The sequence below is a fragment of the Chryseobacterium metallicongregator genome (genome assembly GCF_031324065.1).
GTDB lineage: Bacteria > Bacteroidota > Bacteroidia > Flavobacteriales > Weeksellaceae > Chryseobacterium > Chryseobacterium metallicongregator.
This window is the reverse complement of the sequence record NZ_JAVIXS010000001.1, coordinates 542,016-555,951: the sequence shown is the minus strand read 5'-3', so window position 1 is coordinate 555,951 and position 13,936 is coordinate 542,016. Positions and strand designations below refer to the sequence as shown.

Here is a 13,936-nt window from a genome sequence, read left to right as displayed (position 1 = left end):
TTATTGTAATAATTCAGAAGCCTCTTCGATTAATGACTGCATTAAAGTGGAGGCTTTTTTATGTTTTAAAAGCGGAGCAATCTGACCCGACCAGAAAAATACGAGATCATTCTTTTGCTGTTCCAAAGCCGCTTTCCTCAATGCTCCCATAAAATGAGTTTGTAAAGGAAAGGGCAGGGTTTTATCCGTTGCAGTTAACACATCTCTTGTGATTTTTGTAGTAATTCCACGTCCCAATCTTCCGGTATAAGCTTTGGAAAGCGTAGTGGATTTAGCAGCGTCTGAAAATAGAAATTCCTTATGAATTGGCAGAGCTCCGGATTCTTCAGTTGCCAGAAAAGCGGTGCCAATCTGTACAGCATCAGCTCCCAGTTTGAAAGCCCCCGCAATGCTACGGCCGTTGGCAATTCCTCCGGCAGCCACTACAGGAATTTTTACCCTATCCTTTATTAATTGAATCAAAGCGAAAGTTCCCGTTGTAGAAAGTTCAGCCTGATCCAGAAACGAAGGTCTGTGGCCGCCACTTTCGAAACCGGAAGCCACGATAGCATCCACACCCGTTTTTTCCAGGGCAATCGCTTCATCCAGCGTTGTTGCATTTCCCAATACAACTGTTCCCTGACGATGAAGTTCCTCAATGATATTTTCATCCAGCAAACCAAACATAAAGCTGAACACCTTGGGCTTAATATCAAGAACAACCTCCAACTGATTCTGAAACCTTGATTCAAAAGAGGGTGGTACTTCAGGAATATCCATATTTAAAAGATCAAAATACGGTTTGAAGGTTTCAACGGCTTTTTGATATTGCTCTTTTGTATGTTCTTTATCAATAATATCGTGATCATTTACCCAGAGATTAAGATTGTAAGGTTGATCTGTTTTGGATTGTATGGCTTTGTGAATGTCATAGATTTCCTGTGGTGACAATGTGTAAGCTCCAAAACCTCCCAATCCGCCAAGATTACTCACCGTTGTTGTCAATGCAACGGTAGAAAGACCTCCGCCAAAAGGGCCTTGCAGAATAGGATATTCAATACCCAATAATTCTGTAATTCTATTTTTATTCCACATGACTTTATTCTTTTTAATTAAAAATTTGAATTAAAGGTATACGTTGGTTAATGTCTTGTTAACGATGAACCATTTTCCGTCTATATGATTGAAAGTTATGAAATTATAATAATTAAAATCATACATTCTGACGTGTAATTTTGCGACAGCAATCGAATTAATGACATCAATAGAAAGAATTATTGCTTTAAAATCTTTTCCGGATTTCTGTGGGCTTACACGGTTTCCGACTCCTTCAATATATTGTTCTGCTGTTTTGAAATACGGAACTCCGTTAACATCTCCGAAAAGTAAAGCGCCTTTGTAGAATGCTTTTTTTAGAAGTTCACTATTCCCTTCATAAATTCCTTTGAAATAATAATTTTCTATGATATTTCTTATTTCGGTTTCCGGGTTTTGGTAGGTTTTCATATCCTTTACATTTTGTGCATGGCCGCTCAACGGAAAGCTGAGCAGCCATGCTATAATTAATGATAGTTTCATGATAAATGGTGTCCGGCTCCCATTCCTCCATCAACATTGATGATGGCTCCGGAAATTAATTTGTTCTTGGCAATTGCATGAATCATCTGAGCAACTTCTTCAGGCTCACCAATGCGGTTAATCAGGTGTATTCCTGCATTATTGTCAAGGTCCGCACCATGCATCGGAGTTCTTATCAATCCCGGAGCAATCGTATTAACTCTGATATTATCTTTTCCAAACTCTGCCGCCAGCTGTAAAGTCAGAGCATGAATTGCTCCTTTGCTTGAAATAGGTGCTGTAGAAGGAGATTCTGCAATCGCATGAGATACCAATGGTGTTCCTACATTGATAACCACTCCGTCTTTTTGTCTGATCATCTGAGGAATAACGGCCTGTGTAGTAAAGAATGTTCCTTTTAAATTGGTGGTTAAAAAACGGTCCAGATAATCTTCAGTGACTTCCAGAAAGGGTTTGTTCTCATAAATTCCGGCATTATTGATAAGAACATCAACAGATCCGAATCTTTCTAAAGCTGTTTGAACCAGTGTTTCTCCAGTTGTTTTGTCTGAAACATTTCCGGCAACCATGGCCAGATGATCTCCGGCTCCCAGTTCATGATAAACTTCCTCTAATTTGGATGCTGTTTGCGAATTAATGATGACATTATCACCTCTGTCTAAGAAATAACGGGCTGTTTCCAATCCTATTCCTGAAGAAGCTCCTGTTACAATTATGGTTTGCTTTTTCATTTTTACGCTTATTTTTTTACTGTTGAAAATCCCTGTTCTTTTAACACTGAAACCTGTTCTCCGGCATATCCCCAGTTATCATCTTCAATTTCGTTAATCACGATATGGGTTAAATGAGGATCCTTATTCAAAACCGAAGTGACTGCTTCACTGATTTTTCTGATTAATTGTTGTTTGGTTTCGCGGGTAAGATCTTCGCGAAGCACATCTACTTTTATGAATGGCATAATGGTAATTTTTTAAGTTGAATAGAATTAATAAGCTTCTGCAACAAGATGAATATGTAAATCAAAATTGTTGTAGATCAAAGTGTCTCCAAGATTGGTGAAGAAATTGGAGGATCTGAATTTGATATTGAACTTCGTCCTGTCAATTACAATCTTGCTTTTAAGAACAGCTGTATTATCTGTTTTTGCAATCTCCAGGCTGGTATCGATAGAATGAGTAATCCCTTTTATCGTAAGATCTCCTTCTACATAATAAAGATTTTCAGCACCCGGTTCTGCATGAGTGATTTCGAAATAAGCTTCAGGAAACTGTTCAGAATTAAAGAAATCATCAGAAGCCAGATGATTAGCAAACTGCGTATTGGTTTCAGCATTCTCGATATCAAGGATTTTGATGCTTCGGGTATCTATTGTGAATTTTCCTGATAAAGATTTTTCCTCTCCTAATGTGAAGTTTCCTTCTTTTACACCAATAGTTCCGTTGTGAGCTCCGGTTACTTTTCTTCCGATCCAGTTGATGGTACTGTTTCCGGCATTGACTTTAAAATTTTTTGTGTCCATTTTTATTGGGTTTAAATGTTGACACAAAGTTCAGCCGATCAAAAGAAAAAGTTACGTGATGTACCTCACAAAATAGAGGAGGAGATCAATCGTTTTCAAAGAGGTCGATTATTGATGAAGTCTGCTCAACGTTTCTCTGGTTACCCCAAGATAAGAAGCAATCAGATGCTTTGGAACCAGATTATATAATTGAGGATACATGGATAAAAGCTCCTGATACCTGAATTTGGCATCGTTATTCATAAAAGAAAGCAGACGTTTCTGTGCAGCGACATATCCTTTATTGGTTCTCCATCGGAAAAAATACTCAACCTCATGAATTTCATTGCAGATTTTCTCTCTGTCTTCATTGGAAATAGATAAGATTGTGGCGTTTGTAATACAGTCAACATTAATGGTAGCTCTTGTTTTGCTGTAAAGCGCATCAAAATCGGTAACCCACCAGGTCGGCATAGCAAACTGAAGGATAAACATTTTCATGCTGTCATTAAGATAAAAAGCTTTTAAACAGCCTTCAAGCACAAAATATTCATGGTTTACAAAGTCACCCTCCAAAATCAGGCTTTGTCCTTTCTTTAAAGTAATCAGATTAAAATGTCCAAAAACATAATCCAGCTGCTCGTCTGTGAGCGTCGTAAATTTTGAAATGTGATCTTTTAATATTTCTTTAGAATTAACCATGATGGGGAATGAATATTCAAAAGTAAGCCTTTTTCAGAATAATTTTAATTTAAATAATGCTATACTTCTGATGTTTGATTTCTTGAAGATGATCCTCTAAGTCTTAAATTTATTTTTCATATATTTAAGCAAGCACCAGTAAAAATGTTTTTAACAAAACAGGATTTATTGCGACACATTAGAAAAACTTAAAACTATGGGTATATATTTAGCGCCCGTTATTTTCTTCGGGCTTATCATTTTATTTGCTTCGTTTTTTGTTGTTAAACAGGAAACTGCGGCTATTATCGAACGTTTCGGAAAATTTCGGGCTGTAAAACATTCAGGGCTTCATCTTAAACTGCCCATCATAGATCAGATTGCGAAAAGACTGAATTTGAGAATTCAGCAGCTGGACGTAATGATTGATACGAAAACATTGGATAACGTTTTCATCAAAATGAAAATTTCTGTTCAGTACCAGGTGATCCGAAGTCAGGTAGGAGATGCTTATTATCGTTTGGAAAATCCGGAAAATCAAATTACTTCATTTGTATTCGATGTCGTGCGTGCTGAGGTTCCGAAACTGAAACTGGATGATGTTTTTGTAAGAAAAGACGATGTAGCAATTGCGGTGAAAAGTGAACTTCAGGAAGCGATGAACAGCTACGGATATGATATTATCAAAGCGTTGGTAACAGATATTGATCCTGATGAGCAGGTAAAACATGCCATGAACAGAATTAATGCGGCAGAAAGAGAAAAAACAGCTGCAGAATATGAATCAGAAGCACAGAGAATCCGAATTGTAGCCGTTGCAAAAGCAGAAGCAGAATCTAAAAAACTTCAGGGACAAGGGATTGCAGACCAAAGAAGAGAAATTGCAAAAGGACTTGAAGAGTCTGTAAGAATGCTGAATAATGTAGACATCAATTCTCATGAAGCATCAGCGCTTATCGTGGTAACACAGCATTATGATACACTGCACTCGGTGGGAGCAAGCAACAGAAGTAGTCTTGTCCTTCTTCCCAATTCGCCTACTGCAGCCAGCGGAATGCTGAATGATCTGGTTGTAGCCATGACAACCGCAAATACAGTAGGAGAGACTACCAAAGGAAAATATCCTGATCCACCTCAAAAAGAAACCGGATTTTAAGATAGAAAGGAAAATGAATATATAATTGTTAACTTTTCCGGATTGACCAAAAGTAACTTCTGACTTCATTCTTCCAGCCTCCAACATAAAAAAAGTTCCTGAAATTTTCAGGAACTTTTTTATTAATTATTTCTTCGTTTTAGAAACTTGTTCTACCAATGTGTATTTGATTGAAGAGGCGTCTGCCGGAGGGTTTTCGATTTTTTCTGTTTTTACTTTTAAAACATATTCGTAACCCGGTTCATAAGTAAATCCTTCAATGCTGCTGTAGAAATTAGTCCAGTTTTCAGAAGCATTTTCTTTTACCTGCATGCATTTCATACGGCCTGCTCCTGCAGAACAGTCTACAGTTTGTGGCCCTACGATAATTGTTTTTTCATTAGCAGCCAGTTCTTTCTTTTTTGTTTTAGAAACCTGTTTTATCAATGTGTATTTTATGGAAGATCCATCAGCTGGCGGATTGGCAATTTTTTCTGTTTTTACTTTTAAAACATATTCATATCCCGGTTCATAAGTAAATCCTTCGATATTGCTGTAGAAATTGGTCCAGTTTGCGGAAGTGTTTTCTTTTACCTGCAGACATTTCATAGGAGCTACGCCTGTACAGTCTGCTGTCTGTGGTCCTACGATGAATGTTTTTTCATCACCTGCGGATGCATTGGCTGTGGTTGTACATTGCGTCATCGCGAATAATGCTAATACGGGTGCTGCTCCTTTTAGAATTGTTGCTATACTTTTCATAAACTTGATTTTTTTCCCCATACCTCGCAATTACCATGCCGAAATTGTAGTACTTCTGCTATTGCTTTTTATTTTTTTAATCGTTTAATTTGAATTTCTTAAACACTAACCACAAAACATAATTCTTATAATAAATATGGAAAATCAAATGCAAGTTGAAAATTACAGGATTCAAAAACCTGAAATGTGGGCAGGAAATATCGGAGATGAAGAAATAAAAAGCCGAATCAAAGACTCCGAATTTGCCAAAAGACAAATTGATGAAGGTCGTGATTACTGCTACTTTTTAGACAAAAAATACTACACAAGCAACACCGAAAACAGTGAGTATGTCTGTATGGCCTATACTCTGAACGAACCCGGAAATCTTGAAAGAGCTTCTGTTTCTGATGTGATTGTAGAGGAGAATGAAGTTTACCAGATTCACAGAATCAGTGTGTTGAGAGACGGAGTACTGATTGATAAAATTCCGGATACGAAAATTAAGGTTCTTGACAGTGAAAATCAAAGTAGTGGTGGAGTCTTGAGTAGTAATAAAAAAATCAATATTACTATTAAAGATTTAAGACTGTATGATGTGCTGATTTTAGAAGATTCAAGAATCAAAGAATTTACAGACCGCGATTTTCTAAGAAAGAAATTCTCAAAATATGTCTGGGTAAGTCCGGATAACTATTGGGCTTATGGTAGCTTTACATTCACTTTTATCAATGAACGTGAACAAACTATTGCTTACAAAAAAACATTTTTCAGAGATGAACAGGGCAATGTTCTTGAATCGGAAATCAATTATCTGAAAAAAGGAGAACGGTTTGTGATTGAAGAAGAAAATTACATCAATCCTGTAGACTCAGGACGTGAAATTTTCCCTTATATAGATTTTGCTACCGAAAGTAACTGGAAAGACCTTTCCAACTATATTGTACCAATCTATGAGGAGATTTTCAATAAATCTTCTTTACAGGATTTTGCTCCGAATCTGGTTGAAAAACTGGATGCTATAACTGATCAGGACGAAAAACTGCAGTTTGCCATAGAATATGTTCAGAACCATATTTATTACATCTTCAATGCTGATGAAATGAATGGGCATAAGCCGCAGGAGCCGTCAGTAACCTATGAAAATAAACAGGGAGATTGTAAGGCAAAATCCGTTTTGTTAAAAGTAATCCTTGATTATATTGGAGTGGATGCATCTGTAGTGCTGGTGAATTTTAATACAGATTATTATATTAAATACTATCTTCCTTCATTATTAAGCTTTAATCATGTGGTGGTAAAAGTAAATTATAAAGGAGGGGAATATTTCATTGATGCCACCATCCGTGATGAATTCGGATTGATTGAAAACAGAGGATTCATCTATTTTATGCATTATCTGGAAGTGAAAAGAGATCAGGAACTTCAGGTGAGAAAATCGTATAAATTCCCTTATTTCTGCATTAATGAAAGAGTTGATTTAGCTGCTCAGGGCAATACCGGAAAACTTACTCTGTCAACCACTTATAAAGGAAACAGAGCTAATGCTATGAGAAGGTATTTTAAAAGTACCAATAAAAGAGAAATCATAGACAGCTGGAACAGCTTCCTTTTCTATGCGCTTAATTATTCAGGTGACCGTAATGGTACAGATGTCCGAAACGTCTTCAAAGATGCTGCTATTGATATAGTAAGCGATGATAAGAGACTGAATGAAGTAAAGATTCAATATACTGCTGCTATTGAGAATCCTTATTTTGTAGATCCACAGAAAAACCGTTTTCTGATGTACTTTGACCGAAATGTAGTGAAGGCAGGCGCAAGAGACTTTATGCACAAAGATTTACCATTCTGGCATAATTTCGATAGTGAGAAATATGAAATCAATCTCCATACAGATCAGAAAATTGATACTGAAGAAAAATATACCATTCAGGAAAGTACAATAGCGAATCCATATTTTGACTATAAAAGCCGTAAAAAAGTGAACAAGAACGGGGCAAGTGTGAATATTGAATATAATCCTCTGATCAATCTTGAAATTCCGCAAAGTGAGTTTGAACAGTTCAGAACAGATCATCATACCGTTGCTGACAGTAATTTCGGACTGGGAATAGACATTATTGAACCAGGACTGATGAATATGCTTAAATTCAGCTTTAAGAAGAAATTTAAATAGAGCTTTATATTCAAAGTTTAATGTTTAATGTTTCGACGGGCGGCGAAGCCGCCCGTCGAAATATTTTATTCTAATAATATTCATTGATAATCAATTTTAAAGTACAATTTTATATATGAACAGGATAATGCTTCTGGGATTTTGTGTTGTGGTTTCCTCATTTGTTAAAGCACAGAATGTAACCAAAGAAAATATTACAGGATTCTGGAAACTGAAGGAAGCAGGGTTTTATGAAGGGAAAAAGAAAGTAGTAAAAGAATTTGATAACTGCCGTTTGATGAGGAATTACGCCATCAGGGAAGATGGATTTGCCATTTACAATTATGTAGAAGGTAAAACGGGAGATTGCAGTCCTTCCGAACCAAGACTTTCTTTTTGGAGGATTGTAGAAAACAGAATCCAGTTTTATGTAGATGACCAAAACATTCTGGAAGAAGTGGAAGTAACAATGAATAAAGATCATACGATAACATTTTCAAGTTATATTCCTAAACGGACAAGTGTGAATGGAGATGCTCTTGCTGAGAAAATAGTAAATACGGTTCACTACGACATACTTGAAAAAAAATATTAATGGTAAACCTTAAACTTTTTGACGTATGAATTATGTAACAATAATCTATCTCCTGAATATTGTACTCTATGCCATGTATTTCTTTGGAAGAACCGGAAGTGAGGTGGCAATGTCCAGCTTAGATTATATGGTTTCAGGAATCCTATCCCTCTTTCTTATGTTTGCAGGATATCTGAATGCAAAAAAAGGAATGATCTACAGAACGGTTCTGTGGATATTTTTTGTGAATGTATTTTTATTTGCTTGTTCCGGTTTGTTTGACCAGTTTGGAAGCCATTTTAATATCCTTTCCAATAGTAATAGTGACAGTTTTTTCTTTACGCTGGCACTGCTTGTGTATAACGGGTATCTTTTCTCTCTAGCGGTTATTCTTGAGGGTTCAGGACTGGCATTGATAGTTCCGGTTGTATTATCTTTCATTCTGCCTTCATTGGGATATCTGATCGGAAAAAAACTTCATCCGAATAAGCAGAACTCTACCGACGCATAGTCATTGCGAGCCGAAGGTGAAGCAATCTCAATCGAATAGTAAAGGTTGGAAAACGCAAGGGCGCAAGTATTATTAGAGGAGTGCTTTTAAGACGCAAAGATTTTATCTCCGATAAAATTTCAAAACTCTGTTTTGTCATTCCGAGCAAAGCAAGGAATCTAAAGTCTAAACTACAAGAAAAATAATAACGTACAACTGAACAAAGTCGATGTGCCTTAAAATAAATGTTTTCTTACGCAACCTATAACTCTTGCGCCTTTGCATCTCCCAAACTCATACTTTTGGATTAAAAAGGAGTTTAATGTTACTCCTGATTCTGAGGTTTATTATCGGGCATTATGAATTTCTGTTTACCAATAAGCAGTTCAAAAAACAGTCTGAAATCTGAAATGAGAGACCATAAAGGATATTTAAAAGTAGCTGGTTTATTTTTCTCAATCACAGCATGACTAAACCATGCAAATCCATAGCCTACAATAGGGATATACCAAAGAAACCTTTCTTTTCCGGAACTTATGACATACCATATAACGAAAAATACGAGAAATGTTCCGATAAAGTGAAAAATACGGGTTCCTGTTTTACTGTGTTCCGTAAGATAAAACTGATAAAATGCTTTGTATGTTTTAATTCTTTCAGTCATGGCGGTCTAGTTTATTGATTCTATTGAAGTTAAAGCAATAATTCTGCCGATTTTGAAAGAGAATAAAAAAAGAAAAAGGCAAAATCGCAAATCAGTTTCTCCATCAGGTTTAACCTCTTTGCCATTTTGCCTTTTCGCAATTATGCTTGTTTATTTAGCTATTCTTTAATTCTTTTCCCAGTTTACTGTTTTTGTATCCGTAGCAGAAGTAAATCACCATACCAATCAGGAACCACATCCCGAACCAGAACCAGTTCTCATGGCTCATTCCTGTAAGAAGGTACAGACATGAACTTAATCCAATCAATGGAATTAATGATAAATTCTTTACAAAAGCCACAACACATAAGATCAGGTTGATGATGATAAAGAAGAAAATAGAAGCTCTGAATTCTCCTTCATTAGGATCTGACCAGTTCATCAGGTTGTCAAAAAACTCCGGCTGCCATTTGTAGAAAGCCAGCAAACCACCAATGAAAATAACAGGGAAAATGATTTTTCCGTTCACGTAAGGAAGGTGAAATCTTCCTTTTATTTTTTCTTTAGCTGGAAGCATAAGCACTCCTGCGCACACCAGTACAAATGCGAAAATAGTTCCGATACTTGTAAAATCAAGAATGAAAGTTTTATCTGTAAATAAAATAGGAATACCTACTACAATCCCTGTAACAATAGTTGCATACGATGGTGTTTTATACTTAGGATGTACTTTCTGGAATCTCTGAGGCATCAGTCCGTCACGGCTCATGGCATACCAGATTCTCGGCTGTCCCATCTGGAAAACCAATAATACGGTAGTAATGGCAACTATCGCAACGAAAGAAACCACAAGCTCCATCCAGGCTACATTAGCATTTGTTTTTTCAAATATGAAAGAAAGAGGATCTCCAACACCGTCAAATTTCTTATAATCTACCATTCCTGTCAATACAAGTGTTAATGCAATGTAGATCACAGTACACAGCACAAGAGAAATAATCATTCCCTTTGGTAAAGTCTTTTGTGGGTCTTTAGTCTCTTCAGAAAGAACACTTAAAGCATCAAATCCGATATAAGCAAAGAATACTCCTGATACGGCACTCATTACTCCTGCAAAACCATTCGGCATGAAGGATGGTGTTCCTGTTGTAGGACTTACTGGAGTCCAGTTTTCAGTATTGATATAAGAGAAACCCACCAGAATAACCAGTAAAATAACCCCAAGCTTTAAGATAACCAAAGAGTTGTTGAAGTTTTTACTTTCTTTTACTCCTACATAACAAAGCCATGTAATCAAACCGTTAATAACCAATGCCGGAATATCTACGATGAATTTCAAACTTCCGATTAATGGAGCTGTTTTCCAGGCATTTAATAATTCCTTGTTTTCAGAACCATATTGAACAGCTTTTCTGGCTTCAGTATAACTACAGGTCAGATAATCAGGAATATGCATTCCGAGACGCCCTAAGAAACTGGTGAAGTAATCCGACCAGGAAAAGGCTACGTAAATATTCCCGAAAGAATATTCCATGATCAGAGCCCATCCGATTATCCATGCAATCAATTCTCCAAAACTGGCATAGGCATACGTGTAAGCAGAACCTGCGGTAGGAATTCTGCTGGCAAATTCAGCGTAGCATAAAGCGGTAAACCCACAGGCAAAACCGCAAATCAAATATAGTAGAATAACACCGGGGCCTCCTCTGAAAACGGCTTCTCCTAAACTGCTGAAACTTCCAGCTCCTATAATGGCCGCAATACCAAAAAATACAATGTCCCATACACCTAAGACCCTTAAAAGTCCCGTTGAAGTATCTGTATCTGAATAGATTTTTCTTCTAAAAAGTTGACTCATTCAATAACTATATTTGATTTGAAAAAAAGCAAATGTAATGATTTTTTATTTTGATGTTAACAGTTGTTAAGAACATTTGGGTAAAAATACTCAAACAAAAGGCTTTAGTCTTTATAAACAGGGATTTCCACATAACTGTCATTATACCATTTTATCTCTAAAGGTTCCCCGGAATCCTTGACCGTTTCATCACTTACATCTTTCCCGGAACCATAATTGATCTGCCAGTTGGGACTTTTATTCACTCCGACCAATAAAAGGAGTTTGCTTCCTTTTTCTATCTTTTTACTCATGAAATAAGAATTGTTAATCGGAATCTGTTCCGTTTTATTGGGTTCAAGAAGCTGTCGTTTTTCATTGTTCTTCGCATAGCTGGCTCTCACAATATGAGTGGATAGAAGAGAGGATTTCCCATCCGGTTGAATCTGATACAAGGAAGTATCCGTGTCAAAATCTTTCTTATTGATGGAAACATTGAAGATTCCGGAAAGATTTCCACTCATGATGATATCCTTGTCAAGAACTTCACTTTCAAAAGCGACAGAATTTGTCATTTTTATGCTGTCTTTTTTACTGACTTTGTAATAAGTGTCTTTCTGATCTCTGTTTTTTAAATCAACAATTTGTGTTGTGAAGGTCTTGTTTTCAGATTTATTAAATACAGAAGATGTGTTTTTTTTGTCCTGAAGGTAAAATTTCAAAGAAGAATTATGCATTTTATCAAGATCAGCTACATGCTTCCATGTATTCGTATTCATCACCTGAAAATTGATTCTGTCTTTTAAAATTTCCGGTTTTTGACCTCCTTTAAGAATATAATCGAACCATGAGAAAGCAAGATCATCAATACTGATTCTGGCCACTGGGTCAATAGGATTGCCATTCACGTAAGTAAACCCGAAACTTTGTGCTCCTCCATGATTATAAGGGCCTATGACCAGATAATGATTTGCATTTTTATTGTATAGATGATGCTGTTTAAAATAATACAGCGCGCCAATCTGATCATCATCATAATATCCCGTTGTCGTCAGGATAGGAATATTGATTTTAGAAAAATCCTCTTTGTAAGGTACCATTTTCTGCCAGTACTGATCATATCCCGGATGATCCAGCCATCGTTGGAATATTTTGCTTGGTTTACCACTTATTGTATCTAAAGACCTGAATGCTTTTCCGCTTTTGTACCATTTTGTATAAATAGAATCCCATTTTACAGCATTGGCGAAATCAGCCTCGTCCGTAAGTTTGTTATTGGTCACATACTGTATCCACTGAAGCATGTAGCTCATGAAGATATTATTCTGAGCCGGATAATCGATCCCGATTCCAACGGCAACCTGAGGAACAATTGTTTTTAATGCCGGATGTAGTTTTTTTACAGCTCCCCATTGGCTGAAACCTAAGTAACTGCCGCCAATCATTCCCACTTTTCCATTGCACCAGGGTTGTTTGCTTACCCAGTCGATCACTTCATAAAGATCTTCAGATTCATGTTCAAAAGGATTATTAACATTATTACTGTTTCTCTTACCTCTTGTATTGACAACAGCTCCTACATAATTATAAACAGCAGCTCGTTTTCCAAAGAACTCATCAAATGAACCTGCATAGATATTATTGGTAAGAATAACGGGAAGCGGAGTAGTATCTCCTTTTTTTCTGACAATGGTAATTGTTAGAGTATTTCCGTTTTTTAATTTAAGATCTCTGGTTTCAATAATGAATTTTTCTCTGTCTTTTGAAGCCAGGAGCTGCATCACCTGAGGTTTTATACCGGAATAGGTTTTATAACTTAAATAGGTTTTGCATAGAGCAAGGGCTGTCCTGTAATCAATACTGTCTTTGTCTTTTTGTTTATCCAGTATTTTATTCAGTTGTTTTTTTGACTGTTTTACATCCCCGTCAAGAGCAATTCCTAGTCTGGGAATCGTTTTTTCTAAAAGACTTTCATATTTTTTATTAAATACTTTTTGAAGGGCATTGGAAAATGAGATATTGTTTTCTTTTTGCTCCATTTTCGCAAGTGTATACAGTTCAAATCCGATATATCTGTAGTCTCCCATATTGTTATCTGCAAAGAGCTTACGGTTTTCGGTAAGAGAAGTAAGCGAATTTTTATAATCCTGAGCCACTATCTGCAAACGGAAAAGGTTGTCCATAAGATCAACGGTGTTTTCCGGCTTGTATTTTGCCGATTGAAGATGAGAAATCACTTGTTGCGCAAGTCCCGGTATCTGTTTTTCCAATATAACAGAGTCATTTACAGCTGTCTTTGGAAAATAAAACTTTTGTGCCTGCAGGAGGTTTACAAAAATTAATGCTAAAAGTATCTTAAATTTCATGAGATGGTGTGTTTATGGTATGTTTTTAGCTGCTGTTGAAAAAGTATCAAATTAAAATGTGTTTTTGATAACTGTTTATTAAAATGTTTACATTTTATCAAACGAAAATAGTAAATTTTATCATTGTATGGTGAGAAAAATTACATTGTTATGAAATAAGAATTAACAGCCATTAACACTGTTAAAACTTGCTTAAACAATAAGTTTTTAATATTTTCGTTAACTTATTTAGACTAATTTTCTTATATCAAGAAGA

General features: G+C 36.2%; 14 protein-coding genes. 4 read left to right on the top strand and 10 right to left on the bottom strand.

The window, feature by feature from the left end; all coding sequences use genetic code 11:
* The 6 genes from REB14_RS02490 to REB14_RS02465 all read right to left on the bottom strand — a co-directional run bounded on the left by REB14_RS02490 (position 1) and on the right by REB14_RS02465 (position 3,757).
* On the bottom strand, positions 1–1,074 hold the full coding sequence (locus REB14_RS02490) for an NAD(P)H-dependent flavin oxidoreductase (protein ID WP_309521407.1): 1,074 nt from the start codon (positions 1,072–1,074) through the stop codon (positions 1–3).
* Positions 1,075–1,104: 30 nt separating this feature from the next.
* Positions 1,105–1,557 carry a nuclear transport factor 2 family protein gene (locus REB14_RS02485; RefSeq protein WP_079242125.1) on the bottom strand — a complete coding sequence of 151 codons (453 nt, stop codon included), beginning with the start codon at positions 1,555–1,557 and terminating at the stop codon, positions 1,105–1,107.
* Complete coding sequence (locus REB14_RS02480; RefSeq protein ID WP_079242124.1) at positions 1,554–2,288, bottom strand: SDR family NAD(P)-dependent oxidoreductase; 735 nt, start codon at positions 2,286–2,288, stop codon at positions 1,554–1,556. Before REB14_RS02480 ends, REB14_RS02485 begins: the two co-directional genes overlap by 4 nt.
* 8 nt (positions 2,289–2,296) lie before the next feature.
* Positions 2,297–2,515, bottom strand: a complete 219-nt coding sequence (locus tag REB14_RS02475) for a tautomerase family protein (RefSeq protein ID WP_079242123.1) — start codon at positions 2,513–2,515, stop codon at positions 2,297–2,299.
* A gap of 27 nt (positions 2,516–2,542) precedes the next feature.
* Positions 2,543–3,076 (bottom strand): YceI family protein, encoded by a 534-nt coding sequence (locus REB14_RS02470; RefSeq protein ID WP_309521406.1) that lies wholly within the window; start codon positions 3,074–3,076, stop codon positions 2,543–2,545.
* A gap of 108 nt (positions 3,077–3,184) precedes the next feature.
* Positions 3,185–3,757 carry a Crp/Fnr family transcriptional regulator gene (locus REB14_RS02465; protein WP_309521405.1) on the bottom strand — a complete coding sequence of 191 codons (573 nt, stop codon included), beginning with the start codon at positions 3,755–3,757 and terminating at the stop codon, positions 3,185–3,187.
* Positions 3,758–3,953: 196 nt separating this feature from the next.
* Between REB14_RS02465 and REB14_RS02460 the strand changes: the two genes are divergently transcribed.
* Entirely contained in the window at positions 3,954–4,892 is a 939-nt protein-coding gene (locus REB14_RS02460; RefSeq protein ID WP_079242120.1) for an SPFH domain-containing protein, read from the top strand.
* Between the two features lie 126 nt (positions 4,893–5,018).
* Here the strand turns inward: REB14_RS02460 and REB14_RS02455 are convergent, their stop codons facing one another.
* Complete coding sequence (locus tag REB14_RS02455) at positions 5,019–5,633, bottom strand: DUF4377 domain-containing protein (protein ID WP_079243943.1); 615 nt, start codon at positions 5,631–5,633, stop codon at positions 5,019–5,021.
* A 136-nt stretch (positions 5,634–5,769) separates the two neighbouring features.
* Here REB14_RS02455 and REB14_RS02450 point away from each other — a divergent pair, with 136 nt between their 5' ends.
* The 3 genes from REB14_RS02450 to REB14_RS02440 all read left to right on the top strand — a co-directional run bounded on the left by REB14_RS02450 (position 5,770) and on the right by REB14_RS02440 (position 8,855).
* Positions 5,770–7,791, top strand: a complete 2,022-nt coding sequence (locus tag REB14_RS02450; RefSeq protein WP_309521404.1) for a hypothetical protein — start codon at positions 5,770–5,772, stop codon at positions 7,789–7,791.
* A gap of 115 nt (positions 7,792–7,906) precedes the next feature.
* Positions 7,907–8,365, top strand: a complete 459-nt coding sequence (locus REB14_RS02445; RefSeq protein WP_079242118.1) for a lipocalin-like domain-containing protein — start codon at positions 7,907–7,909, stop codon at positions 8,363–8,365.
* Between the two features lie 25 nt (positions 8,366–8,390).
* A complete protein-coding gene (locus REB14_RS02440) occupies positions 8,391–8,855 on the top strand; it encodes a hypothetical protein (RefSeq protein WP_309521403.1) in 465 nt (154 codons plus the stop codon).
* A 304-nt stretch (positions 8,856–9,159) separates the two neighbouring features.
* On the opposite strand, the gene REB14_RS02435 is transcribed toward REB14_RS02440, so the two are convergent.
* The 3 genes from REB14_RS02435 to REB14_RS02425 form a co-directional block, all read right to left on the bottom strand.
* Positions 9,160–9,498, bottom strand: coding sequence for an Mpo1-like protein (locus tag REB14_RS02435; protein ID WP_309521402.1), 339 nt, complete (start codon positions 9,496–9,498; stop codon positions 9,160–9,162).
* A 154-nt stretch (positions 9,499–9,652) separates the two neighbouring features.
* Positions 9,653–11,335: an APC family permease gene (locus tag REB14_RS02430; protein WP_079242115.1), complete on the bottom strand. Its 1,683-nt coding sequence runs from the start codon at positions 11,333–11,335 to the stop codon at positions 9,653–9,655.
* Positions 11,336–11,439: 104 nt separating this feature from the next.
* Positions 11,440–13,680, bottom strand: coding sequence for a CocE/NonD family hydrolase (locus tag REB14_RS02425; protein WP_309521401.1), 2,241 nt, complete (start codon positions 13,678–13,680; stop codon positions 11,440–11,442).
* Between the last annotated feature and the right edge of the window lie 256 nt (positions 13,681–13,936).

Coding starts and splice junctions, on each gene's coding strand:
- REB14_RS02435 (WP_309521402.1), bottom strand. CDS start 9,498: ATGACTGAAAGAATTAAAACATACAAAGCATTTTATCAGTTTTATCTT.
- REB14_RS02485 (WP_079242125.1), bottom strand. CDS start 1,557: ATGAAACTATCATTAATTATAGCATGGCTGCTCAGCTTTCCGTTGAGC.
- REB14_RS02465 (WP_309521405.1), bottom strand. CDS start 3,757: ATGGTTAATTCTAAAGAAATATTAAAAGATCACATTTCAAAATTTACG.
- REB14_RS02450 (WP_309521404.1), top strand. CDS start 5,770: ATGGAAAATCAAATGCAAGTTGAAAATTACAGGATTCAAAAACCTGAA.
- REB14_RS02460 (WP_079242120.1), top strand. CDS start 3,954: ATGGGTATATATTTAGCGCCCGTTATTTTCTTCGGGCTTATCATTTTA.
- REB14_RS02480 (WP_079242124.1), bottom strand. CDS start 2,288: ATGAAAAAGCAAACCATAATTGTAACAGGAGCTTCTTCAGGAATAGGA.
- REB14_RS02470 (WP_309521406.1), bottom strand. CDS start 3,076: ATGGACACAAAAAATTTTAAAGTCAATGCCGGAAACAGTACCATCAAC.
- REB14_RS02490 (WP_309521407.1), bottom strand. CDS start 1,074: ATGTGGAATAAAAATAGAATTACAGAATTATTGGGTATTGAATATCCT.
- REB14_RS02455 (WP_079243943.1), bottom strand. CDS start 5,633: ATGAAAAGTATAGCAACAATTCTAAAAGGAGCAGCACCCGTATTAGCA.
- REB14_RS02475 (WP_079242123.1), bottom strand. CDS start 2,515: ATGCCATTCATAAAAGTAGATGTGCTTCGCGAAGATCTTACCCGCGAA.
- REB14_RS02425 (WP_309521401.1), bottom strand. CDS start 13,680: ATGAAATTTAAGATACTTTTAGCATTAATTTTTGTAAACCTCCTGCAG.
- REB14_RS02440 (WP_309521403.1), top strand. CDS start 8,391: ATGAATTATGTAACAATAATCTATCTCCTGAATATTGTACTCTATGCC.
- REB14_RS02445 (WP_079242118.1), top strand. CDS start 7,907: ATGAACAGGATAATGCTTCTGGGATTTTGTGTTGTGGTTTCCTCATTT.
- REB14_RS02430 (WP_079242115.1), bottom strand. CDS start 11,335: ATGAGTCAACTTTTTAGAAGAAAAATCTATTCAGATACAGATACTTCA.